The sequence below is a fragment of the Streptomyces sp. SAT1 genome (genome assembly GCF_001654495.1).
GTDB lineage: Bacteria > Actinomycetota > Actinomycetes > Streptomycetales > Streptomycetaceae > Streptomyces > Streptomyces andamanensis.
Window position 1 is genome coordinate 7,275,870 of record NZ_CP015849.1, and the last position, 24,000, is coordinate 7,299,869.

The 24,000-nt window shown below is 73.2% G+C and carries 17 protein-coding genes; 10 read left to right on the forward strand and 7 right to left on the reverse strand.

Going from position 1 to position 24,000, the window contains the following annotated elements; all coding sequences use genetic code 11:
- Nucleotides 1–35: 35 nt before the first annotated feature.
- The 3 genes from A8713_RS30965 to A8713_RS34695 form a co-directional block, all read right to left on the reverse strand.
- A complete protein-coding gene (locus tag A8713_RS30965) occupies nucleotides 36–938 on the reverse strand; it encodes a GNAT family N-acetyltransferase (protein ID WP_064537834.1) in 903 nt (300 codons plus the stop codon).
- 439 nt (nucleotides 939–1,377) lie between these two features.
- A complete protein-coding gene (locus A8713_RS32810; RefSeq protein WP_335743774.1) occupies nucleotides 1,378–3,012 on the reverse strand; it encodes a helix-turn-helix domain-containing protein in 1,635 nt (544 codons plus the stop codon).
- A gap of 3 nt (nucleotides 3,013–3,015) precedes the next feature.
- Nucleotides 3,016–3,144, reverse strand: a complete 129-nt coding sequence (locus A8713_RS34695) for a hypothetical protein (protein ID WP_257784423.1) — start codon at nucleotides 3,142–3,144, stop codon at nucleotides 3,016–3,018.
- Between the two features lie 140 nt (nucleotides 3,145–3,284).
- On the opposite strand from A8713_RS34695, the gene A8713_RS33405 reads away from it, so the two are divergent.
- The gene (locus A8713_RS33405) at nucleotides 3,285–3,773 is read left to right on the forward strand and encodes a hypothetical protein (protein WP_064537022.1); all 489 of its coding nucleotides are present in this window, start codon (nucleotides 3,285–3,287) and stop codon (nucleotides 3,771–3,773) included.
- A 453-nt stretch (nucleotides 3,774–4,226) separates the two neighbouring features.
- The gene (locus tag A8713_RS30985; protein ID WP_064537023.1) at nucleotides 4,227–5,405 is read left to right on the forward strand and encodes a response regulator; all 1,179 of its coding nucleotides are present in this window, start codon (nucleotides 4,227–4,229) and stop codon (nucleotides 5,403–5,405) included.
- Here the strand turns inward: A8713_RS30985 and A8713_RS30990 are convergent.
- Complete coding sequence (locus A8713_RS30990; RefSeq protein ID WP_064537024.1) at nucleotides 5,354–5,719, reverse strand: hypothetical protein; 366 nt, start codon at nucleotides 5,717–5,719, stop codon at nucleotides 5,354–5,356. The genes A8713_RS30985 and A8713_RS30990 overlap by 52 nt on opposite strands.
- 469 nt (nucleotides 5,720–6,188) lie before the next feature.
- Here A8713_RS30990 and A8713_RS30995 point away from each other — a divergent pair, with 469 nt between their 5' ends.
- Both A8713_RS30995 and A8713_RS31000 read left to right on the forward strand, forming a co-directional pair.
- Nucleotides 6,189–6,542, forward strand: a complete 354-nt coding sequence (locus A8713_RS30995; RefSeq protein WP_064537025.1) for a beta/gamma crystallin domain-containing protein — start codon at nucleotides 6,189–6,191, stop codon at nucleotides 6,540–6,542.
- A gap of 167 nt (nucleotides 6,543–6,709) precedes the next feature.
- Nucleotides 6,710–7,537, forward strand: coding sequence for a M55 family metallopeptidase (locus tag A8713_RS31000; RefSeq protein ID WP_064537026.1), 828 nt, complete (start codon nucleotides 6,710–6,712; stop codon nucleotides 7,535–7,537).
- 178 nt (nucleotides 7,538–7,715) lie between these two features.
- Here the strand turns inward: A8713_RS31000 and A8713_RS31005 are convergent, their stop codons facing one another.
- On the reverse strand, nucleotides 7,716–8,300 hold the full coding sequence (locus tag A8713_RS31005) for a TetR/AcrR family transcriptional regulator (RefSeq protein ID WP_064537027.1): 585 nt from the start codon (nucleotides 8,298–8,300) through the stop codon (nucleotides 7,716–7,718).
- Nucleotides 8,301–8,435: 135 nt separating this feature from the next.
- Here A8713_RS31005 and A8713_RS31010 point away from each other — a divergent pair, with 135 nt between their 5' ends.
- Nucleotides 8,436–9,299, forward strand: a complete 864-nt coding sequence (locus tag A8713_RS31010) for a class I SAM-dependent methyltransferase (protein ID WP_064537028.1) — start codon at nucleotides 8,436–8,438, stop codon at nucleotides 9,297–9,299.
- Between the two features lie 36 nt (nucleotides 9,300–9,335).
- Here A8713_RS31010 and A8713_RS31015 read toward each other — a convergent pair whose 3' ends face one another.
- Together A8713_RS31015 and A8713_RS31020 are read right to left on the reverse strand one after the other, a co-directional pair.
- Nucleotides 9,336–11,327 carry a hypothetical protein gene (locus A8713_RS31015; RefSeq protein ID WP_159393136.1) on the reverse strand — a complete coding sequence of 664 codons (1,992 nt, stop codon included), beginning with the start codon at nucleotides 11,325–11,327 and terminating at the stop codon, nucleotides 9,336–9,338.
- A gap of 116 nt (nucleotides 11,328–11,443) precedes the next feature.
- Nucleotides 11,444–12,130, reverse strand: coding sequence for a nitroreductase family protein (locus A8713_RS31020; RefSeq protein ID WP_064537030.1), 687 nt, complete (start codon nucleotides 12,128–12,130; stop codon nucleotides 11,444–11,446).
- Between the two features lie 141 nt (nucleotides 12,131–12,271).
- On the opposite strand from A8713_RS31020, the gene A8713_RS31025 reads away from it, so the two are divergent.
- From A8713_RS31025 to A8713_RS31045, 5 genes are all read left to right on the forward strand, one after another.
- Entirely contained in the window at nucleotides 12,272–12,772 is a 501-nt protein-coding gene (locus A8713_RS31025) for an Lrp/AsnC family transcriptional regulator (RefSeq protein WP_064537031.1), read from the forward strand.
- Nucleotides 12,773–12,936: 164 nt separating this feature from the next.
- Nucleotides 12,937–16,077, forward strand: a complete 3,141-nt coding sequence (locus A8713_RS31030) for an amidohydrolase family protein (RefSeq protein WP_064537032.1) — start codon at nucleotides 12,937–12,939, stop codon at nucleotides 16,075–16,077.
- Between the two features lie 659 nt (nucleotides 16,078–16,736).
- A complete protein-coding gene (locus A8713_RS31035) occupies nucleotides 16,737–19,937 on the forward strand; it encodes a non-ribosomal peptide synthetase (RefSeq protein ID WP_159393137.1) in 3,201 nt (1,066 codons plus the stop codon).
- Nucleotides 19,938–19,974: 37 nt separating this feature from the next.
- A complete protein-coding gene (locus tag A8713_RS31040; RefSeq protein ID WP_079159206.1) occupies nucleotides 19,975–22,626 on the forward strand; it encodes an acyl-CoA dehydrogenase family protein in 2,652 nt (883 codons plus the stop codon).
- 108 nt (nucleotides 22,627–22,734) lie between these two features.
- Entirely contained in the window at nucleotides 22,735–23,961 is a 1,227-nt protein-coding gene (locus A8713_RS31045; RefSeq protein ID WP_064537035.1) for a cytochrome P450, read from the forward strand.
- The last annotated feature ends 39 nt before the right edge of the window (nucleotides 23,962–24,000 follow it).

Genomic DNA, 24,000 nt, shown 5'->3' on the forward strand with positions numbered 1-24,000 from the left:
GGAAGTACCGCACCGGACGGGCGGGCCGCGGCCGGTCAGGCATCCGGCCGGTCCGCTCGCGCGGACGCGGGCAACGCGTCCCGGCGCCGGTCCCGCCGCTCGGGCAGGAGCCGGAAACCCGCCGCCCGGTAGGTGGCGACGGCGGCGGTGCGGGCACTCGGCGTGCAGACGAGGGCACTGGAGGCGCCCAGCCGCCTGAGCGCGGCCGCCGCCGCGCGGGTGACCGCCGTGCCGTGGCCGCGGCGGCGGTGATCCCGGTGCACGCCCATCGGTTCCAGCAGCCCCGGCCGTCCCGGTCCGGCGGACCACACCGCCACCGCCGCCACCGCGGTGTCCCGCTCGTCATAGGCGAGCAGGCACCGCGCGTCGGTGAACGGCGTCCCGCCCGCCATCGCGTGCCAGTGCGACGCCGTGAACGCCGACCCCTCGAAGGCCGAGCGGTGCACGGCCGCCCACACCCGCGCCCGCTCGGGACCGGCCACCTCGATCCGCAGGCCCGGGTCCTCCACCGGCTCCGCGAGGTCCCGGCGCAGCGGTGTCCACGACTCGTCGGCCCGCCACCCGCGCTCGGCCAGCAGATCCTGGACCAGCGAGCCCGTGGGCGCCTCGACGTACACCGTCCCGGCCCCCAGCACACCCCGCTCGGGCCGCGCCGCGTCCTCGACCACGCTCCGCGCCAGCTCCTCGTCGTGCCGTGCCTCCGGCGCGGTCGTGAGGCGCAGCAGGCCGGGGCCGTCCAGCAGTCCGACGGCGAGCACCCGCCCCCGCCTGCGCCAGGTCCGGACCGCCGCGGCGCACGCCCGCGCGCCGCGCCGCCGGTACCAGCCCAGATCGCCCGGGTGCAGCTGGAGCGGCGCCTCGTCGCGCTGCCAGCGCCGCAGCGCGTCCTCGACCTCGTCCAACCCGCCGATGCCCGGTGTACCCAACTCCGTCGCCATACCCCGGATCACACACCATCGCGCCACCGGCGCGCATCCGGATTCCGTCCATGGAGGACCCCTGAGCGTCGTCCTCCCCGAGACGCACCCCCTGGCCGGCCGCCGGACGCTCGGCCCCGCCGACCCGGCGGACGAACCCCGGGTGCCGGGCAGTCCCAAGACCGAGGCGTGTCCGACCCGTTGCGCCGAGCGGGCGGACTCCACCCCGGGGATGCGCAACACGACCACCGGCCACTTCGTCGCGCGCTCGCTGGTCGCGGCCGGCCTGGGTGTCCCGCTTGTCCCCGCCGTCGCGCCGACCCCGGAACCGCCGGGGCCGCGGACCGCGCCGGTGGGCCCGCCGGCCCTGCCCGGCACATCGGCGCCGCCGTGCCGCGCCGCCGCGACCACCCCGTCACCCGGTCCCTCGTGCGCGCCCTGCGCGAACAGGTGGCGGCCGTCATGCCCGGCCCGGCCGGTAGGTGATCATCAGCGGTTCGCCGGTGACCGTCACCGTCCGCCCGGCTGGCCCGGTCCGCCCGTCCAGGCGGCGCACGGCGCGAGCCCCCGCACCGGTCGGCACCGGCGCGCTGCCCCGGTCGGCCCAGCGGATCACCGCGGGCACCGGGCGGCCCGAGGCGTCCGGCGGCAGCAGGAAGCGGCACTGCCAGACATGCGCGGGCAGGCCGTCCGCGCGTCCGGAGCCGCAGGAGCCGATACGCGCCCCGCGCAGCCACCCCTGGAGCGCGCCCACCGCCCGGCCCGCCGCGGTCGGCGGACCGCCCTCGGTCTGGAGCACCACGGGCAGCCTGGTGCCGCCCCAGTCGTAGAAGTAGCTGCGCCGGTACCGCAGATACAGCCCGACGAGATAGAAGCGCACCGCGTGGTCGACCGCCTCCCGCTCGCTCAGCGGCGCCGTCTCCGCGATCTCGTACGCCGTCCCGGTGTTCCACAGCGGAGGGTGGACGCCCGCCCGGTGGAAGGTCCGTTCGATGATTTCCTGGAGCCGGACGAAGTCCTCCGGCGGACCCGCCGGGCTCCGCTGGGTGAGCTTCACCCCGGCCGCGTCGCAGTCCTGGTAGCCGCCCGCCGCGGCGAACCGCAGCAGGAACTCCTGGGCGGACGGCTCCCGGAGCCCGGCCATCGACGGGCACACCACGGTCGCCGCGGGGTCGTCGCGCCGGAGCACCGCCGCCGCCCCCCGCGCCATCCGGGCCAGTTCTTCCGCGCCCCCGGTCCAGTAGTGCGGTGACGGCGCGAGGCTCCACAGTTCGTACGCCTGGATCCGGCCCCTGTAGCGGGCGGCGACGGCGTGCACGAAGTCCGTCCAGTCCGCGGGCCGGTCGGGCGGCGAGGTCCGCGAGCCGTCGCCGTACGGGGTGCGCGGACCGCCGGGCGAGGCCCAGCCCGGCGTGCCCCCGAAGCTGAGCAGCACCGGCAGCCCGGCCCGGCGCGCCCCGGCGACCAGGCGGTCCAGGACCGTCCAGGAGAGGTGCCCCCGGGCGGGCTCCAGCAGCGACCAGCGGGTGCGGCTGTCCCAGAGCCGCACCGCGCCCACCGTGAAGCCGGGCATGGCACCGCTGCTGCTGTTCAGGGTCACCCCGAAGAACGCGGGCGGCACCGGTGCCGGCGGCTGGGACCAGGCCGGGCCCGGCACCCACTGTGCGGCCTTCGGCGCGTGCCGGGCCTCCCGCGGTCCCCGGGCCGTCCCCCGGGCCGTGCTGCCCGCCGCCAGCAGGGCGACCAGGCAGACCATCGCGACGGCCGCCGCGAGCGGTCGGTGGCGTGCCCCGGCAGGCCGCGCGGACGGCGGCACCGGCGCTCCGCGCGCGGGAGTGGCCTCCGGGGGCCACGGGCCGCCCGCCGGCCCTTCGCCCACCGGCCCTCCGTCCATCATCCTTTCGCGTACCGGCCTTTCGCGTACGGCCGTGACCGCGCTCGCCGACCGCCACGCCTCGTACAGCGCGTGCAGTTCCTGCCGGGACGCCCCGCACGCCGTGCCGATCCGCTCCACCATGCCGTAACTGCCCGGCACCACACGGCCCCGGCAGTACCGGTGCACGGCGGACGCGCTGGCCCCGCAGCGGCCGGCCAGTGCCTAGTAGCTGAGGCCGCTGCGCTCCTTCAGCTCGCGCAGCAGCGCGTCCAGGTCCGGCATCCCCCACCCCCGAAGGTCCGCTCCCCGGTCCCGCCGCCCCGCGTCCGCGCAGGCCGGAGGGGCCGTCACATCCCTCTCGCCGAGCGGGACGTGAACTCCTTGCCGTGCCGCAAGGCCCTCGACCACGATGCCGGTGCCGCCCCTCGCGGGGCAACGGCAACACGCACCGCGCGCCGCCGATCCGCGGCGCGCAGGACGAAGGGACACCCATGCGCACACTTCTGCGGACCGCCACCTTGTCCGCCGCCCTGACCCTGGCCGCGGGCGGCCTCGTCGCGGGCGCCGCCACCACCGCGTCGGCCGCCGGCAAGAACTGCGACGCCGGGTCCAAACTCGATGCGTACGGAGTCGTCGGCGGCGGTTCCAGCTACGCCTACGCCGGCCGGAACGTCCAGCTCCTCAACGGCCGGACCCGCAACTACACGCACGGTCAGATCATCAGCGGCTACCACCGGGGCGACCGGACCTGGGTGGACCGCAGCCGCAACAAGATGCCCAAGACGCCCAAGCACCCCTCGACGGCCCTGGTGAAGTCCCACGGCGGCTGGAAGCAGTGCGGCCCGTTCAACAGCTCCACCACCGACAGCGTCATCAACTGGGACACGTCCAAGGTCAGGCACTACGCGGTCCGGGTCTGCATCGACCCCGCGGGCAGCAAGCCGTACCACTGCGGCGTCTGGTACACCGACGCCTCCTGACCGCCCTCCTGCCCGGCGCCCGGCTCGCCGTCCTCATCTCCGCGCTGATCGCCGCCGGGCCGGGGCCGGCAGCCCCGCCCGAGGTGTAGGTGGCTCGGTGGGGGCGAGTGGTGCGGGTGGCACGGGTGTTGCCGTCGTTGCCGACGTCGCCGCAACACCGGTCGGCGGACCGGTCGTGACCTGCGTGCCGGACGTGTTGCGGGGAGCGGCAGCGGGCCCGCAACGGGCCCCGAGGTGTTGCCGGTTCACCGATCGCCGTGCGCAACGGATCCACCTGGCGTCATTGTGTGACGCGTAGCGGGGCGGGCCCACCGGGGTGCGCCGTCCCGGCCGGGGTCCGGCCGGGGGCCGGGTGAGGAAGGGCGGGTTCGATGGATCGTTCACGTGTGCCGGTGTGGGCGGCACCGGCGCTGTTACCGCAGGCGTCGGCGAGGACGAGGGGCGGGAGCGTCCGTGGGTGAGCTGCGCCCTCTCGCGCCCGACCTGACACCGCAGTCGCGCGCGCTGGCTCTGGCACTGCGTGAGCTGTTCGAAGGACTGGGCGTCTCGGTCCGCCGCTACGCGGCCCGCCGCATCCGCGACGCCGGTACCTTCTCCCGCTACCTGAGCGGCACCCGCGTCCCGCCCTGGGAGGTCGTGACGGATCTGCTCACGGATGTCGCCGAACACCGGGGCACCGCCGCCACCCCGGAGGCCATCGAACTGGTGCGCAGGCTGTACCAGGCGGCCGTGGAGACCACCACCTCACCCCGGCACGCGGTCGAAGTGCTCGAACAGCAGCTCGCCGAGGCCGACCGTGTCTCCCGCCGCTCCACCGCGCGCGGCGACGCCCTGGGCGACGCCCTGCTGGACCGCAAGCACCGCATCGCCGATCTGGAGGTGCGGCTGAACCAGCTGGAGGCCGAGTGGAGCGCGGAACGCGAACGGGCCGAACGCCTGGCCGCCGCCGATCCCGACCTCACCGGCCTGCTGCGCGAACGCGATCATCTGCGGGACGAGGCCGCCCGGCTCGCCGCCCAGCTCCGCGCGGCACAGCGGCAGCGCGACGAGGCCGAACAGCGCTGCGTCCTGCTGGAACGGCAACTGGAGGCGGTCGAACAGACGCAGTGGACCGCGCCGTCCGTGGCACCGGCGGCCCCCCAGGCCCTGCCGAGGGTTCTCATCGTCGACGACCAGCCGGACAACCTGCTGGCCATGACCGCCGTGCTGGCCACCCTCGACCAGGAACTGGTCGCCGTTGCCTCCGGCCGCGAGGCCCTCAAGGCCCTCCTCGACCACGACGACTTCGCCGTGATCATCATGGACGTGCAGATGCCCGACATGGACGGCTACGAGACCGCCGCCCACATCAAACGGCGCCCCCGCACCCACGACGTGCCCATCATCTTCCTCACCGCCATGGGCACCGACCCCGAACACTCCGCCCGCGGCTATGCGGCCGGCGCGGTCGACTACATCGGCAAACCGTTCGATCCATGGGTGCTGCGCGCCAAGGTCGCCGTGTTCACCGGCATCTACCTCGAACAGCGGCGCCTCGCCGGGGAGCGGCGACTGCCCGGTGCGCCGGAGCGTTCACCCGCTCAGGAGGGCGGGCAGCCGAACCAGTTCACCGTGCCGTCGTCCGACGTGTAGCCGAGGCACCTGAAGGTCCGGTCGTGCAGGGTCCTGGTCCGGTCGACCGCGCCGTCCAGGGTGTCTCCCTTGCGGTGGGTCTGTACGAGGGTGTCGATCTCGACGGTGTACCAGCGGCCCCTGCCGGACGGGATGTCGCAGTGGTGGGCGGTCAGACCGCGGCTCGGCCCGTCGCTCCAGAGGTTCTGTTCGGCGCGGTCGCAGTGGGCGCGTTCGGCGGCACCGGCGGTGCCGGCCCCGGCGACGAGCAGGGCCGCCGCTCCCGTGGCCGCCGCCGCGGTGACGCCGATCAGGCGCCTGAGGGTGAGACTCATCGGTTGTTCCTCCTGCCGGATGCGGTGACGGCACGGAGTTCGCCGTGTCACCTTGCTGCCATGGTCACGTCGGTCGGCGCGGCCCGGCGCGCCGGTCGGCGGCGGCTTCCCCCGACCCGGTGACCCGGGTGCTGCCAATGCAGCAGCGGCGCGGACGGAGCCGGTGGCTGCGCGGAGGCCGTCGTTCCCGTGGGCGCCGGCGTCAACGGGGCCACCGGGGCAGACCCACACCGGCGAATCCGGTTCACGTCATCCTGCCGCGCCCTCGGGCCGCGCCGGCCCCGTCCCGGAGCGCGACCGTCACGGCAAACGCCGCTTTCCGGACAAACCAAAGGCCACTCGGAAAATCCCGGAAAAAGGCGAATCGTTCCGGCATGGGAGCGTCGCCGTGCAGCCGCTCCCGCCCGGAGGACAGAGCCGGCGGGATGGCGACGTACGAAGCACACCCTGTGAGCCTGAAGGAGAATCCGTGATCTCGAAGGGCAAGAGGACCCTGCGGTCCCTGGCCGTGGCGCTCGCCGCGGCGGCCTCGTTCACCATCGGCGTGCCCGGCGGCAACGCCTTCGCCATCGACCACGTCCAGTGCGTGGGCGGCGAGAACTTCCTGAAGATCTGGTCGCACCTCGACGGCCGGCAGAGCGTCGACTGCTACGCGAACGCGGGGAAGACCGACTTCGGCGGCTGGTGGGTCGACCGGATCTCCACGGGCAACAACGACCTGATCTACTACGACGCCAACGGCGACTCGGTGAAGATCGAACGCTGGCACGACATCACCTTCCCGAATTACCCGCCGAAGGTCGTCGCCATCCAGATCCTGTGACGGCCTGACACCCGGCCGCCGCGCGGCGGGCCGGCCGCGCCGGTGCGGGCGCGGCCGGCCCGGCGCCCCGCGGGTCCGCGTCCGCCGTGCCGCGCCCGCGCCATGTCCTGTCGCAGCCCGGGGCATGTCCTGTCGGAGGGGAGCGCGCGGCACATAGGCTCCGCGGCATGAAGACCTTGATCTCTGTGGACATGGAGGGCATCTCGGGGATCGTGCATCCCACCGAGACGAACCCGGACCGCTACGACTACGAGCGCGGTCGCGCGGCGATGACGGCCGAGGCGAACAGCGTGATAGCCGGTGTGCTGGACGCGGAGCCCGCCGCCGTGGTGTGGGTCGCCGACGCGCACGGGCCGTTCCGCAACCTGCTGCCGGAGCAGCTCGACCGGCGGGCCCGCCTCGTCCGCGGCAAACCGCGCCCGCTGGGCATGCTCGGCGGGCTCGACGAGGACACCGACGCGCTGCTGCTGATCGGCTACCACGCCCGCGCCGGACGCGGCCCGGCCGTGCTGGCCCACACCATGAACGACGGCATCCTCGACGTGCGCGTGGCCGGGCGCTCCATGGGCGAGATCGGCCTCAACGCCGCCATGGCCGGGCACCTCGGCGTACCGGTGGCGCTGCTCAGCGGCGACGACAGCGCCTGCGCCGAACTGCTGGCGCTGGTCCCCTCCGCGCACACGGTCGCGGTCAAGCAGTCCCTCGGCCAGAGCGCCGCCGTCGCCCTGCACCCCGAGGAGGCGCGCGAGCGGCTGCGCCGCGCGGCCGCCGAGGCCGTGGCCCGGCGCGCCCAGGTCGCCCCGCTGGCCCTCGCCGGACCGCTCGACGTCGAGGTGGATCTCTTCTCGCCGGCCACGGTCGACCTGGCCGCGCTCGTGCCGGGTGTCTCACGTGGGGCCGGCGCCCGTACCGTCGCCTTCACCGCCGACGACTTCGCCGCCGCCTACCGCCTGGTCCTGCTGCTCGCACAGCTCGCCACCGTCAGGCCCGGCTGAGTCCGGCCCCGGTCGCGCCCGTTCGCGCGCGGAGAGCAACCTGGACGTCTACCGGCACCGGCAGTTGAAGGGGTACTTCCGGTGGGACCCCTTCATCACCATCGAGGACTCCTGACGGTCCGGCCGTGCCGGGCGGGGGCGGCGGCCGTGGTCGCCGCCCCCGCCCGTCACGGCCGACTCAGCCCCTCAGCAGGGCGGCGACCAGACGTGCCATGGCGGGCCGCGGGTCGGGCGTGCCGGGCCAGCTGGTCAGCAGCAGATGGTGGGCGGTGCCGACGACGGCCAGGGCCACCATGGCGGGGTCGACGGTCCCGGCCACCCTGCCGAGCGCCTGCTCGGCCTCGACGCACCCGGTGACGGCCTCCTGGATCGCGCTGAAGCCCGGGGCCCCGCCCTCCAGGGCCGCGCGGATACGGGACGCCGCCACGGGCCGTGTCATGGCCAGCCCCGACAGGGCGGGACCGCCGGAGTCGAACAGCGCGAGCACGACGGCCTCCAGGTTCCCCGCCACCGTGCCCCGCCCGACGGTCTCCGACAGCGCGCGCGCCTTCCTGGCCGTCCGCGCGAACCGGTCCAGGCACAGCTCGGCCACGAACTCGTCGAGCCCCGCGAAGTGCGTGTGCAGCAGCCCCTTGGCGCAGCCCGCCTCGGTGGTCACGGCCCGGCTGGTGAGCGCGCCGGGACCGTCCCTCTCCACGACCCGCTCGGCGGCCTCGAACAGCCGCTCGCGTACGTCCGGGGTCGCGACTCCGCGCGGTGACATGTGCCTCGCTCCCGTCCTGTGGCCCCGACCGGGCAAGGGCCGACTGCCGGGATCCTAGTCGGCATTGCCGGTACGGGCGTATGCCCATACTGTTTGGGCGTACGCCCAAACTGGCCGTCGACAGCGGGAGGCCCTGTGCCGGACATCGTCAACAACGAGCAGGAAAAGGCGTGGAACGGTCCCGAGGGCGCCCACTGGGCCCGCCACCGGGACCGCTGGAACGCCGTGAACGAGGGCTTCGACGAGCCGCTCCTCGACGCCGCCGCGATCACCGGAGCGCACCGGAGCCTCGACCTGGGCTGCGGCTCCGGGCAGACCACACTCCTCGCCGCGCTGCGCGCGCCCCGGGGGAGCGCCCTGGGCCTCGACCTGTCCGGCCCGATGCTCGCGTCGGCACGGGCGCGCGCGGAGAAGGAGGGCGTCGCGAACGTCTCCTTCACCCGGGGCGACGCACAGGTGCACCCCTTCGAACCGGGGGCGTTCGACGCGGCGATCAGCCGCTACGGCGTGATGTTCTACGCCGATCCCGTCGCGGCCTTCGCCAACGTCCGCCGGGCGCTGCGACCCGGCGGACGCCTGGCGTTCGTGTGCCCGGCCGACGCCGCGCTCAACGACTGGACGGCGGCGATGGCGTCCCTGCGCGGCCTCCTGCCGGTCGGCGACTTCGGCACACCCGGGCTGCCCGGCATGTTCTCGCTGGCCGACCGCGGCCGCGTCCACGCCGTCCTCACCGCCGCCGGATACACCGGCATCACCACCGAACACGTGCAGGCGTACGGCACGTGGGGGCACGGAGCCGAGGACGCGGCGGACTTCCTGCTCGGCACCGGCCCCGGCCGCCACCTCATGGAGCGGGCGGACCAGGACGCCCGGGACCGCGCCCGGCACACCCTCACCGCCCACCTGCGCGGCCATGAGTCGGACGACGGCACGGTCCGGTTGCTCAGCACGTCCTGGCTGGTCACCGCGGACCGGCCGGCCGCGCCCCCGGGGCCGTGACAGCGGGCGTGTTGCGTGGGCGTACCGACGCGCGCATCAGGGCAGGGCGAGCACGTCCTCGATTGCCGCGCGGATCTCCTCGTCGCGCAGGAAGGCCCGGTAGTCGCGGTACGAGGAGAGGCGCCGGTCGGACTCCCGTACCGCACGCAGCAGGTCGCGCGTCCCCGGCGACACCGTGCCGATGCCGGCGAGGGCCCGCAGCGCGTCGACGAAGCAGCCGTAGGAGTCGTCGGCGTCCGCGAGCGGGACGAGGTACTCCTCCAGGACGGAGACGCTCGGCTCGCGCTCACCGGTGATCGACCACAGAGCCGGCGCCGCCCGCAACCGCAGCCAGTCGGGGCCGTGTTCCACGGCGTGACGCACCGGACCGGCGTACGGCGCGGCCGCCGGTCCGAAGTCACCGACGAGGCCGACGGGCCCGTACACCCAGCCCTCCTCGGCCAGTAGCGCCTCCCCGATCAGGCGCAGCGCCGTGTCCCGGTCGCCGCCCAGACGCCAGACGGCCCACGCCACCTTGATCCGGTTGCCCGGGTGATCGAGGGCCACACACCCGCGCACGGCGTCCGCGGCCGACGACGCGGCCGGTCCCATCGCGGCCAGCACGTCGACCGCGGACAGCGACCACCGGGAGTCGTCCAGCAGGGCCACCACCTCGGGGAGTGCGGGTGCCGCGGCGGGGCCCCACGCCGTGAGCACCTCCAGGAGGCGGCCGACCGGCGCCCTGTCCACGCCGTCCCCGCGAAGCTGCGCGCGCACCGCGGGCAGCAGGGCGTCCGCATGAGCCCCCAGCGGGGTCAGCACGTCCTCGATCTCCGGCAGCCGGGGGTCACCCATGACGTACGAGCGGGAGTAGTGGCCCTGGTACGGCGCGCACAGCCGCTCGACCAGACCTTGCAGCCCGCGCGGATCACCGATGCGTGTCAGGGCCCAGCGGGCATGGTCGCCCACGGTGCCCTCCAGCAACTCGGCCCCGCCCGGATCGTCCAGCAGGGCGGCCAACTCGTCGGCGTACTCGGCCGACCGGGGCCCCAGCACCGCGAGCAGATGGGCCGCCCGGAACCGCACACCGTCGTCGGGGTCGCGGAGCAGGGCGCCCGCGAGCGGCAGCAGCGCCGGTGCCGCGGACGGCCTGACCACCAGCACGCACCACGCCTCGTCCAGCGCGGCCCGGCACAGCGGCGCGTCCCCGGTCCGGTGTGCCGCCTCGATGAGCCGTACGACGAAGGAGAGCGCGGTACCGGGCTCGTCCTCGAACAGCGGGGCCGTCCAGGAGACCACCTCCTCGCGGGTGAAGGCCCCTTCGACGTCCGGCGCGTACCACACCGCCTCGAACAGCGGACGCGAGGAGGCGTCCGACAGAACCTCCACCAGCAGGTCCAGCTCACGGACCGGGACCCGGGGATCGAAGGAGGCCCAGGCGTGCACGGCCGCGACCCGCAGGACGGGATCGCCGGTCCGCAGCACCTCCCGCACCACCGCCCGCACCCGGTCCACCGCCCCGGCACCGGCCGGCTCGCCCGCGACGGCCGTCCCCAGCGCGAGCAGCAGCGGCAGCCGCACGGCGGGGTCCGTCTCCGTGTGCCACCGCTCCAGCAGCGCATCGGCGCCCACCGGGAGGGACAGCGTCTCCCTGCGCACCTCTGGTCGGGGATCCGCGAGCAGCGCCCTCAGCCGGGGCCGCTGGGACCGCCACGCCTCGCGCCACCCCGCGTCCACCGGTCCGGGCCCGGCCGCCGCCCTCGCCAGACAGGCCACCAGTTCGACCAGGGCGACCCGGGCGCCCATGCCCGGGTCGCAGGCGAGGGCGAGGACGACCGGCAGCGCGGCGGTCGCGTCGGACGTCAGGCCCCCGGTGCCCCGCACCAGGGAGACGAACAGGGGGTGGCAGTCCTCCTCGGCCGCCTCGCCGCCTTTGTGCAGCACGCGTCTCAGGGCGCGCCGCGCCTCCTTGTCCTGGACCTGTCCGAGCATCGCCCCGAGCCGGTCCGCCGCCATGCCGCCCGGACCGCCGGGCCCCGCGCCTGCCACTTGTGCCCCCGTGCCCGCTCGGTCGGTCTCCGGCGCACATCATGACATCGCCAGGCGGCCCGCCGGATCCCGCGTGACCACGAGGGACGGCGGACCGCCGCCGGGGAAAGGGCCGTTCAGGTCAGGCCCGGACTCTCGGCGGTCGCCTCCGCCAGCGACTTGCGCGCCAGGTCCGGGACCTCGCAGTCGGGTGCGGCACGGCCGATCGGGAAGAGGATGTAGGGCCGTTCGTTGCCGGGCCGCTCGCAGATCTCGGTGAGGAAGCCCATCGGGTTGGGTGTGTGCGTCAGGGTGCTCAGCCCCATGGCGTGCAGGGCGGCGATGAAGAAGCCGCACGCGATGCCCACACTCTCGTTGACGTAGTAGTTCTTGCGCAGCGAACCGTCCGGCATCGCCGTGCTCTTCTCGGCGAAGCAGACGACGATCCACGGCACGACGTCGAGATAGCTCTTGTCCGCGTCCGTCTCCAGGCGCGCGAGCGCGGCACGCCACTCGGGCGGGATCCGCCCGCCCTCGTAGTTGACCCGCTCCTCCTCCTCGGCGGCGACCCGGATGCGGTGCTTGGTCCCCGCGTCGCCGATCACGGCGAACTTCCACGGCTGGAAGTGGGCGCCGGACGGGGCGGTGTTCGCCGCGGCGATGGCGAGGTCGACACACGCGCGCGGGACCGGCTCGTCGCTGAAGAACCGCACACTGCGGCGGCGGTCGAGGAACGACACGAAGTCCTCGCCCCGCCGGACCATCTCGGCCTCCCCGTACCGCTCGGGCCGGTACGGGACGAACGGGTGGGTGTGCTGCCTCACTGCTGCTCCTCCTCGGCCGGGGGACCACAGCGTGAGCCATGGACAGCCGAATAGGCAACGCAGTCCCTTTTCTCTTGCTAATCTGACAAAGAATGAGGCCGGACGATGCCTCCGAGATCGCAGATCGGCAGGCACAGCGCCATGGCACGCCAGGGACTCGACCCGCTCGACGGCCGGATGCTGCGCCTGCTGCGGGAGCGCCCCCGCGAGGGCCTGCTGGAGATCGCCCGCCGGCTCGGCGTCGCACGCGGCACGCTGCAGGCCCGGCTCGACCGGCTGACCGCCTCCGGCGTGGTCACCGGCTACGGCCCGGACGTGGACGTCGCCGCCCTCGGCCACGTGGTCCAGGCGTTCACCACCTTCGAGGTGGACCAGCCGGCCCGCGAGGCCATCGCCGCCCGTCTGCGGGCCGTCCCGCAGATCATCGAGGCCCACATCGTGACGGGCCCCGGTGACATCTGGTGCCGCATCGCGGGCACGAGCAACCAGCACGTCCAGCAGGTGATCGACGATGTCCTCGCCGTACCGGGCGTCCGCCGCAGCACGACGGTCATCGCCCTGAGCGCCGTCGTCCCCCACCGGGTCCAGCCCCTGGTCGACGAGGTGGCCGGCCTGCCACCCGGCCCGGACGTGCGGCAGTGACCACCGACGTCCGCCCCGGCTGCCCGGTACAGAACACGAAGCGGTACCACCTCACGTCGCCTCCACGGCACTTCACCCGACCGGACCCGTGACCCTCCGGGCCGCCGCCGGTTGACCAGGTGGTCGGTCGGGCCGGTGAGATCGGGACACGGGAGGAACGCGCCATGGACCACGGCACGGATGCGGGGCACGGGTCCGTCACCAGGCGGCGCTTCCTGGGGGCGTCGGCCGCCTCGGTCGCGCCGGTCTCGCCGGTCGGGGCGCCCGCCGGCCGGGCGTTCGCCGCGGCCGGGGCGGGGCGGGTCCTGACGTACCGCGAGACGACCGGAGGGTCCGTCACCGCGCACCCGGAAGGACACGCGCTGATCGCCGAGGTGCAGGGCGTGCTGTGGCGCGTGCCGCGGGCGGGCGGCGCGGTCGAGCGGCTGACCCGCTGGGAGGTGGAGGCGACCCGGCCCGCGTTCGCGCCGGACGGCCGGACGGTGGCCCTGTGCGGCTACGCGGGCGGCGCCTTCCACCTGTGGACGATGCGGGCCGACGGCGGCGGACTGCGCCGGGTCACCGACGGCCCGTGGGACGACCGCGGGGCGGCGTGGTCGCCGGACGGCACCCGGCTGGCGTTCTCCTCCGAGCGCGGCGGCGACCCGGTGACCGGCGGCTCCTACGGCCTGTGGACCCTCGATGTCGGCAGCACCCGGCTCACCCGGGTGACGGCAGGCCCCTTCGAGGACTACGACCCGGTGTGGTCCGCGGACGGACGCACCCTGGTGTGCGTGCGCGCCGCCCACACACCGGACGGCGGGAACGACGGCGGTCTCTCACTGGTCCGGGTCTCCCTGGCGGACGGCACAGCCCAGCCGGTGCACACCACGGCCACGGGCCGTCTGCTGTGCCCGGCCGTGTCCCCGCGCGGCCGGATCGCCTGGCTGCGGCTGTCCGGCGCGGACGGCCCGCCCTCCCTCCCGCCGTCCCGGGCCGAACTGCTGGTCGACGGAAAGGTGGTAGCGGCGGACGAGGACCTGGCCGCCGCCCCGCCGTGCTGGCTCGGCGAGGACCGCCTCCTCTACGTCGCGGACGGCCGGATCCGGATCCGCTCCCTGACCGGCCCGGCCGTCAGCGACATCCCGTTCACCGCCCGGATGCCGGTCCCCGGCCCGCACCGCCGCGGCGTAGGGCGCGACACATCACGGACCGACACCGCCCCCGTGCCCGTGCGCGGTCTGCACCGCCCGGTGCTGTCCCCGGACGGGCGCCGGGTGGCGTGCGCGGCCCTCAACTCCCTGTGGCTGCTGCCGTCCGGGGCCCCGGGCGCCGGCGCCGAACCGCCGCGCGAGCTGCTGCGGGCCGCCGGTACGGAGTACGTGCAGATGCCGGCCTGGGCCCCCGACGGGCGCAGCCTGCTGTACTGCACCGACCGCGACGGACTGACGGCCGTGCGCAGGATCCGCCCGGACGGCTCGGCGGACGAGGCCGTGACCGGCGGCGGACGCCTGTCCCCGGCCCTGTCGCCGGACGGCACACATCTGGCCTGCCTCGACGTCGGCGGCAACCTGCTGGTCCGCGACCTGGCCACGGGCGGGGAACGGACCGTGGCCCGCCCCCTCGCCACCGACGGCCCGCCCGGCACCCCCACCTGGTCGCCGGACGGCCGCCAGGTGGCCTTCTGCGACCGCAACCGGCTCAACCGCCGCTTCCGCGAGGGCTACAACGTCATCCGCGTCGTCGATGTCCGCACGGGCACCGAGCGGCGCCACCTGCCCGCCGCGCACCAGTCGCTGTCCGACCGGGTCGCGGCCGGACCCGTGTGGTCGCCGGACGGCCGCTGGATGGCGCTCGTCGCCGAATCCGCGCTGTGGCTGCTGCCGGTCACCCCCGACGGCACTCCGGCGGGGCCCGCCCGCAGGCTCACCGACGAGCCGGCCGACCACCCGAGCTGGGCGGCGGACTCCCGCACCCTCCTGTACCTGTCCTGCGGGCACCTGCGTCTGCTGTCCCTGGACGACGCCCGCATGCCGGGCCGGACGCGCACCCTGACCGGCGTCCCCGCCGTGCCCTCAGCCCGTCGCGACGGCCCCGGCGGCCGGGAAACGCTGCGCGTCCACGCCGGGCAGCTGTGGGACGGCACCGGCCGGCCGCCGCGCCACGACGTGGACATCCTCGTGCGCGGCGACCGGATCACCGCCGTCGCACCGCACCGCGCGCGCCGACCGGGCCACCGCACCTTCGACGCCTCCTCGTGGACCGTCCTGCCGGGCCTGTTCGACAGCCACACCCACCCCTACCAGGCCACCTACGGCGCCCGGCAGAACCTGACGGCCCTCGCCTACGGCATCACGACCACCGCCTGCATGGGCGGCCCGCTGTACGAGACGGCCCGGCTGCGCGAGGCCACCGCGTCGGGCGCCTGCCTGGGGCCGCGCTCACTGGCCTGCGCCGAACTGATCGACGGCTCGCGCACCGCCTACAGCATGGGCCGCGCCCACCGCACCGAGAGCGGGGTACGGCGCACCCTGGCGCGGGCCGCCGCCCTGGACGTCGACTTCGTCAAGACCTATGTGCGCGCCCCGGGCACGTACATGGCACGGGCCGCCGAGGCGGCGCACCGGCTGGGTGTGCCGTGCGGCAGCCATCTGTGCGCGCCGGGCCGGGCCGCCGGCCAGGATCTCACCACCCATCTCCAGGCCACCCAGCGACTGCCGTACGGCCACGCCACCACCCCGCTCGGCCACATCCACCAGGACCTGGTCGAGCAGTACGCCGACGGCGGCTTCGCCCTGATCATGACGCCGTTCAGCGCACAGGTCCTGCTCGGCGCCGACCCGGCGCTCGCCGACGATCCCCGGGTGGACGTCCTCATGCCGCCCTGGGACGCGGCCACCGTCCACGACCGCGCCCGCACCCGCCCCGGCGCTGCCGAACTCGCGGCGCTGAACGTCGAGTTCGGCGACTACCGGCGGCTGGCCGAGCACGGGGCCCGGCTCGCCCTGGGCACCGACTCGCCGCTGGTGCCGGTCGGTCTCTCCCTCCATCTGGCGCTGCGGGGTCTCCACGCCCACGGGTTCACCGCGGCCGAGGCCCTGCACACCGCCACCACCGTCCCGGCCCGTCTCTTCGGTCTCGCCCCGGACCTCGGCACGGTCGAGGCGGGCAGGCTGGCCGAGCTGACGGTGGTCGACGGGGACCCCTTCACGGACTTCGCCGCGCTCGTCGACACCGTCGCGGTGGTACGTGCCGGTGTTCCCCACCACCGGGACGACCTCGTCGCCCGGCACCACAAGGTGTCTTCGTCCCGGACGCCCGCGTGATCGGCCGCGCCGGGGTGTGCACACACACCTGTATAATTCTGACGATGTGTCGGGCGGCGGTACGGCGCGGTGGTCCGCCGCCGAGCTGACGCCGGACACCGCCGCGGCGGGCGGCCGGCGGGTGTCGGCCGGGCGGGGGAGCAGGGGCACGGCGCGCGGCCGTCTGCGGCCCGCTCCGCCGAGCGCCCGCAGACGGCGAGACCGGAGCCGGAGGGGGAGGCCCGCCGTGCCGTGGCCCGGTGCGAGCGAAGCGGACGGCCGGAATTCTCCCTCCACCGCACGGAGATCCGGCCGCATCAGCGAAGACTCGGCGCAGGCGTTCCGGAAGCGGAAGCAGTACCGGACGCGGGCGGATCTTGAAAACCGTCGCGCGCCGCTCCGCGCCGCCGGCCGGTCGATACCCAATCACCCGGGTAAACCATGGAACTTTTACAAGTCCGATCGCAGGATCTTACATTCCTGGCTGCCTTGACCGCCTGGTGTCGGTGGGGCAGGGTATGCGCCGGGGTCGGACGTGCCTCGTGTTGCACGATCACGTGCCTGCACTGCTGAAATACCGCAGAACTGCTGCTTTGTATCGCCAATTGACGTCAAGGGAGCTTTGTGTGAGTTCAGTGCATGACGGTACCGCGACGGAAAAGAAGCAGTCACTCGCAAGCATGTTGGCACGTGCACGCTCCCGGGTCACCGACGGGCCGCGTCCCCGTCAGGACCGGAACAACGTCCCCCTTTCGTACTCGCAGAACACCTTGTGGTTCGTCGACCGGTTGCGGACCGGAATGTCGACCTACAACGTCGGATTCCTGTTCCGTCTCGAAGGTGATCTCGACGTCGACGCCCTCACCGATTCCGTCGCGAGCATCATCATGCGTCATGAGGCGCTGCGCACCTATGTCCTGGTGGAGAACGACGAGTATTTCCAGGGCATTGTGGAGAGCCCGGAGATCGTCGTCGAGCGGAAGTCCGCGCAGTCCGAGGAAGAGGCCGAGCGGCTCATGGCCGAACTCGGCGACACCGTGCTCGACCTGACGCGGTTCCCGCTGTGGCGGGCCGCCCTGGTCACCGTCGGTGACGACCTGCACTACTTCGGCTTCGTCGTCCACCACATCATCTTCGACGGCGTGTCGACCTCGATCTTCTTCGAGGAGTTAGAACAGGAGTACAACGCCCGAAGAACCGGCACCACCCCCAAGATCGAGCCCCCCACCGTGCAGTTCGCCGACTTCAGCGAGTGGCAGCGCAAGCGCATGGGCGCGGGGGCCTGGCAGGAGAGCGCGGACTACTGGGCGGACACGCTCAGCGGTGTGGATGTCATGGACATTGCAGGCGACCGCCCGCTGCCGCCCGAGGCGACCTACGAGGGGTCCGCGCTGGAGAGCAGCTGGCCGGGGCTCGCGGCACAGGTCAACGATCTCGCCTCGTCGCTGTCCACCACCCCGATCACCGTCTACGCCACGGCGATGGCCTGCCTCTTCCACCGGTACTCGGGTTCCGAGGACGTCATCTTCGGAATGCCCACCGCGAACCGCTCCGAAGTCGAGTGTGAAAGAACCGTCGGCTTCTTCATCAACATGCTTCCGCTGCGCTGCCGTATCGATCCCGACGAGACCTTCAAGGAATGCCTCGCGGGAATTCAGCGGCGATTCCGCGACGGCCAGGCGCACGGGCAGCTCCCCCTGGAGGAGATCATCGCGGGCGCCGGCGTCAAACGCGACCCCTCGCGCTCCACCCTGTTCCAGTACACACTGACGATGAACGAGTGGGCGGAGCCGCTCCGGCTCGACGGGATAACAGCCGACGAGAAAATACCGGAGACCTCGCGCGCGAAGTTCTTCCAGTCCTGGACGGTCACGCAGAACGGCCCGGATCTGGAGATCAATATCGGGTACAACACCGATATATTCGACCGGGCGACGATCGACACCATGCAGCGGGTCTTCGTCGGAATCCTGCGCAGGGCGATCTCCCTTCCCGAGCTCAGCCTGCGGCAGTCCTGGGCCCACGACGAGGAATCCCGCGAAACCCAACTGCGTTTCGGCCAAGGACGCACGGTCCCGGCACCCACCGGAAATGTCTTCACACATTTCTGCGAGATCGCGGACGCACACACGCAGCGCGTGGCCGTCAGCACCCCCGACGAGGAACTGACCTACGGTCAGTTGCGGCGGCGCGCCGAGGCGATCCGCGCCCACCTCGCCGCGCAGGGTGTCGGCGCCGGGGACCGGGTGGGCGTCGCGCTCACACCGTCACCCGACTTCCCCGCGACCGTACTGGCGCTGCTGGCACTGGGCGCCGTGTATGTGCCGGTCGACGCGATGAATCCGCCGGGCCGCATCGAGGCGATCATCGAGAACGCGGAACCGCGGCGCGTCGTCTGCGACGCGACGACGGCCGGGGTCGCGCCCGCCCTGGAGTCACGGCTGCCGGCCGATCTCCCGGACGCGGCGGACACATCCGGCACGGCCCCGGGCGGGGACGCGATCGCCTACCTGATGTACACCTCGGGCAGCACGGGCACCCCGAAGGGCGTACTCGTCAGCCACGACAACATACTCGGGTTCATACGCAACGTCCGGACGCTGTTCGAACTCACACCTCAGGACCGGTTCCTCGGCTACGCGTCCTGCGGATTCGACGTCTCGGTCTTCGAGATGTTCGGCGCCCTGCTCACCGGCGCCTCGCTCCACCTCGTGCCGTCCGCGATGCGCCTGGACATGTCGGGCGTCCAGCGGTTCCTGGAGCAGCACCGCGTCACGGTCACCGACCTGCCGCCGTCGGTCATGAAACTGCTCGACCCGGCCCCGCTGGACGACCTGCGCATCGTGTTCGTGGGCGGTGAGGCATTCTCCCACGAACTCGTCCGGGCCTGGGGCAGGGGCCGGCGCATCTTCAACGGCTACGGCGTCACCGAGTGCACCGTCACCAGCATCGTCGAGGAGCTGAAGGAGCCGCTGTCGGCCGCCGCCCTGCCCATCGGCGCCCCGATGGACAACCACGTCGCGTATGTGCTGGACGAGCAGAACACACCGGTGCCGCAGGGTGTCATCGGACAGCTGGCCATCGGCGGCGTCGGACTGGCCGCCGGATACTGGCGCCGGGACGAGGACAACCGGCGGCGGTTCATCCGGGACCCCGTCGGCGACGACCCCGAGGCGCGCCTCTATCTGACCGGTGACCTGGTGCGGCTCAACGGCGACGGCCGCCTCGTCTACGTCGGCCGCGCCGACAAGCAGGTCAAGATAAATGGCGTGCGGATAGAGATCGGCGAGATCGAGAGCGTCATCCGCGCCTTCGACGGGATCCGCAACGTGTACGTCCAGGTCCAGCAGGCGCAGGACCACAAGAGGGTCGTCGCCTACTGCGCCACCGGCGGAGCACCCCACGTGTCCGAGGCGGCGCTGCGGGAGCACTGCCGCAGGTATCTCGTGTCCACGATGGTGCCGAGCACCTTCCTGGTGCTGGACGAACTGCCGATCAACGCCAGCGGGAAGATCGACGAGCGTGCCCTGCCCGGTGTCGACGCCACCGCCGAGCCGGAGCCCGAGGAGCAGCTCAGCGACGTCGAACGGCAGATGCTGACCAAGGCGTTCGGCCCGATCCTCGGCCGCACCGACTTCGCCAAGAACGTCAGCTTCTTCGACCTGGGCGGGACCAGCCTGCAGGCCGCCCAGCTGGTCTCCAAGATCAAGAAGATCTTCGCCACGGACATCTCCCTGGCCGCGTTCTTCGCTGACTCCAGCGTTCGGAGCATGGCCCTGGAGGTGGAACGGGCCCGGCTGGCCGGCCTGCCCCCCGAGGAACTCGAGAAGGTCATCGAGCAGATGTCCGAAGAGGACGTTTCCCGACTCCTGGCCGAGTGAGCAGCCGGACATCGACCACAAGGGCAGGGAACACGTGATGCAACGTGAAGGGGAACGCCTGAACGCCTATCTCCGGACGAGATCGGCGGGGGCGGACACAACGAGTCTCATCGAACTGAGCCGGCCGGACTCCTCCGGCCAGGTGCTCCTGTTCGCCCACCCGGTGGGCGGCAGTCTGCTGGCCTACCAGCCGCTGGTCCGCCGGCTCGGCGACCACCGGTGCTTCGGCCTCGAAGCCTCCGCGAGGACACTCGCCGACGGCGGACCCGCCGAGTCGATGCAGGAACTGGCCCGGCGGTACGTCGAGAGCTTCGCCGGCCGGGGACCCGAGGTCGACCTGGTGTGCGGCTGGTCCTTCGGCGGCGCCCTCGCCTGGGAGATCGCCTGCCTGCTCGCCGCCCGGGGACGCCGCCCGAGGGTGGTGCTCCTCGACTCGACGTGGTCGGGCGGCGTCTACCCGCGCTGGACACCCGGCGAGGCGGTACGGGCCTTCGTGGACGACGTGTCCAGGCTGAGCGGACGCGACGGCGAGAGCGCGCCGGACACCCGCGCGGAGGCCGCCGCCGCACTCGACATGGACCTGGAGACGTTCACCGAGCGCTTCGAGATCTTCGAGCACAACAGACGGCTCATCTGCGAGTGGGAGCCCACACCGGGAGACCTCGACATCGTCTCCGTACGCGCCGTGGAGTCCGCCAAGTGCGACTGGCGCACGGTCACTTCGGGCGGCGTGCGCTTCCAGGACCTGCCCGGCGACCACTACGGCCTGCTCCGGGACGACGGCAACCTCGCCGCCATCGAACGGGCCGTCCGGGACGAGCCCCCGGCAGCGGCGGCAGCCGTCCCGCACCCGGACGGCCCGGCGGCCGAGGCCGACGGTGCCGCTCTGCACGCGTCGCTGAAGCAGCTCGTGGACACACCCCACTGGCGCGACCTCGTGATCAGGGCCCGGCGGATGGACCCCGACGCCATCACCGAGGCGTACCGGGAACTGGGCCGGCGCGGACTGCTCACCCCGGACTGGCCGAGCGAGTACGGCGGCGCCGGAACACCGACGCGCCGCGCCATCGAGCTCTTCGAGGGCTTCTCCTCGACCGGGCTGCCGGACCTGGTGTACGCGCTCACCGTGCAGATCGTGGGCAACTTCGTCCTGAAGTCAGGCTCCGAACGGCTCAGGCGCGAGCTGCTCCCGTGCATCGCCCGCGGTGAGGAGTTCGCCACCGTCCTCTACAGCGAACCGCGCGCCGGGAGCGACCTCGCGGCGCTGCGGACCAGGGCGGAGCGCCGGGGCGAGAACTATGTCCTCAACGGCGTCAAGGTGTTCAGCATCTACAGCGACATCGCGGGTTCGGCGCTGGTGGCCGCGCGCACCGGCCAGGACGGGCACAAGTACGACGGCATCACCCTCTTCGTCATCGACCTGGCGGCCGACGGCGTGAGCGTCGAACTCGTCCAGACGGTGCAACGCGAACGGATGTGCCGCGTACGCCTCCACGACGTCGAGGTCGAGAGCTGGCGCCGGGTGGGCGACGAGGGCCGCGGCTGGGCCCTGCTCGACGGCGCCCTGGCCATCGAACGCACCGGCATCGACCATGTCGTCAGGGCGGCCCGCTGGCTGAAGGCGCTGCACACCACGACCGCGCCCTCCGAGCGGCTGCGGCGGCTGGAGGGCCAGGTCGAGTGCGCCACGACCCTGGCACGCGCGGCCACCGAGGTGTTCCTGCGCGCCGACGTCAGGGCCACCGACACCGCCGTCGCCAAGCTGTACACCAGCGAGACCTGCCAGCAGGTCGGACACGAGGTGCTGCGCCGCTGGAGCACCCTCGCCAGCGCGCCCGGCGCGGACGACCTGGTCCACGAGGAACTCTTCTCGGCGCTGACCGAGTCGCCCGGACTGACCCTGTCCGCCGGCACGTCGGAGATGATGCTGTCCACCCTCTCGGCGGACCTCAAGGAGGAGTGCTCCCGGCGCTGCCTGGAGATCCTGCACCGCTTCGGCGGCGACCTCGTCGACACCGTCGTGGAGGTCCTCGAACCAGAGGGCGCCCGCATCAAGGCCGAGCCGCTGTTCGCCCACTCGGACGAGCGGCGCGAGGCGCTGGCGAAGACCCTCACCGACCTCGGCTTCGACCTGGTCGAACGCCCGGAGGAGGCGGGCGGCCTCGGACTCGGCCTCACCGCCGGCTGCGGCATCAGCCTCGGCATGGGCTACCTCGGGTACGAGAACGCCTACACCCCGCACCACTTCGCGGGCGACGGCGGCACGCAGACCCCGCACGGCCCGTGCCCGGAGCGCGCGTGCAAGCTGCGCCACGCGGCCTACGTCCTGGGCCTTGGCGTCGGCCTCTTCCGCACCGCGTGGGAACACGCCGTCACCCGGGAGCAGTTCGGCCGCCGCCTGGTCGATCACGACTCCCTGATGTTCCCGCTGATCCGCGGCTACGCCGAGCTGACCGCCCTGGGCGCGCGGCTCCACGAACTCGCCGAGCACGCGCAGAACGTGGACGAGGACGCCGTACGGCGCTTCGAACTGGTGGAACAGGACGCCCTGGTGCGCGTCGTGCGCAGCGCCATGCAGGTGCTGGGCGCCCAGGGCATCACGGAGTGGTCGGTCGCCTCGCGCTTCTACATGAAGTGCGCGCAGAACATGGGACTCCTGGACCACGAGGGCAGGGTGGCGGACGGATGACCCGGGCGGCACAGCCGCCGCGAGCGGGCCGCCGGCGAGCCCGGCACCGGCCGGAACGCACGAGCAGTGTCCGAGTCACCTCACCCCCCATGCGAAGGCGGTCTTCCGATGCGAGTCTCCCTCAAAGGCCCTCAGCCCTCGGACGCGGCGTCGCCGGACGTCTACGAGGAAGCGCAGTACGCCGAACGGGACATGCACGCGGTCTGGCAGGAACTGCGCGACAGCGGCGGCCTGCACCGCCAGCGGACCCCCGACGGACAGGAGTTCTACGCGGCGACGCGCTACGCGGACGTCCGTGAGGTCCTGGGCGACCCCGGGACGTTCTCCTCGGCGTACAGCACCATGCTCACCGTACGGGGGGACGGGGACGTCGCGGCGGGCGCGGCGATCCACCTCACCGACCCGCCCCTGCACTCCGAGATCAAACGCGCCTTCACCCCGCTGATGACCGTGCCGGCCACGCAGCGCCTCGAACAGGGCATCACGGACCGCATGTCCGAGCTGTTCGAGACCGTGCGCGGCCGGGAGTCGTTCGACTTCTGCGAGGCGATGGTCACCCTGCCCATGACGATCACCGGGCAGCTCATGGGCATCCCGCAGCAGGAGTGGACCACCACCGGCCGGGCCACGGTGCGCGCCATGGGGGGAGTGGACTCGGCCGGGTCGGAGTACCAGCGCCGGTTCGACCTCTTCGAGGCGCACACGACGATCATGACCGTCCTCGGCGAGGTGCTGGAGGCGAACCCCTCCGGGGACACGGTGAGCGGCCGGTGCCCGGTCACCGCCCAGGTCGTCGGCGACGAGGGCAGGGACGTCGCCCTGCTGAACGCGTACGCGTTCCTCATGGGCGCCAATCCCACCGTGCCCCAGACGATCAACCAGACGCTGATCCTCCTGGCGAGCGACGACGATCTGTGGTCGTGGTTCACCCGCCAGGAGCGCACCGACCAGAGGTTCGTCGACGAGGCACTGCGCTGGGCGAGCCCCGTCAACCACGTCCTGCGGCGCACCACCGCGGACACCGCGCTCGCCGGGACCGAGGTGCCGGCCGGTTCGCTGGTCTCCGCCTGGATCGCCTCGGCCAACCGCGACGAGGCGGTGTTCGAGGAGCCGTACGCCTTCCTTCCCGACCGGTCCCCGAACCAGCACCTGGCCTTCGGAGTCGGTGTGCACCGCTGCATCGGGCAGCATGTCGCCGCCCTCGGCATGCGGATATTCTTCGATCTCTGGCGGAAGAATGTCCGTTCCGTGTCGCTCGGCGGAGATCCCGGACATCTCATCTCGAACTTCTTGAACGGCGTAGTGTGTCTGCCGCTGACAGTGACCTGGAAATGACCGGGACTGACCGGCCGGGTCGACTGAGAAACCGCGGAA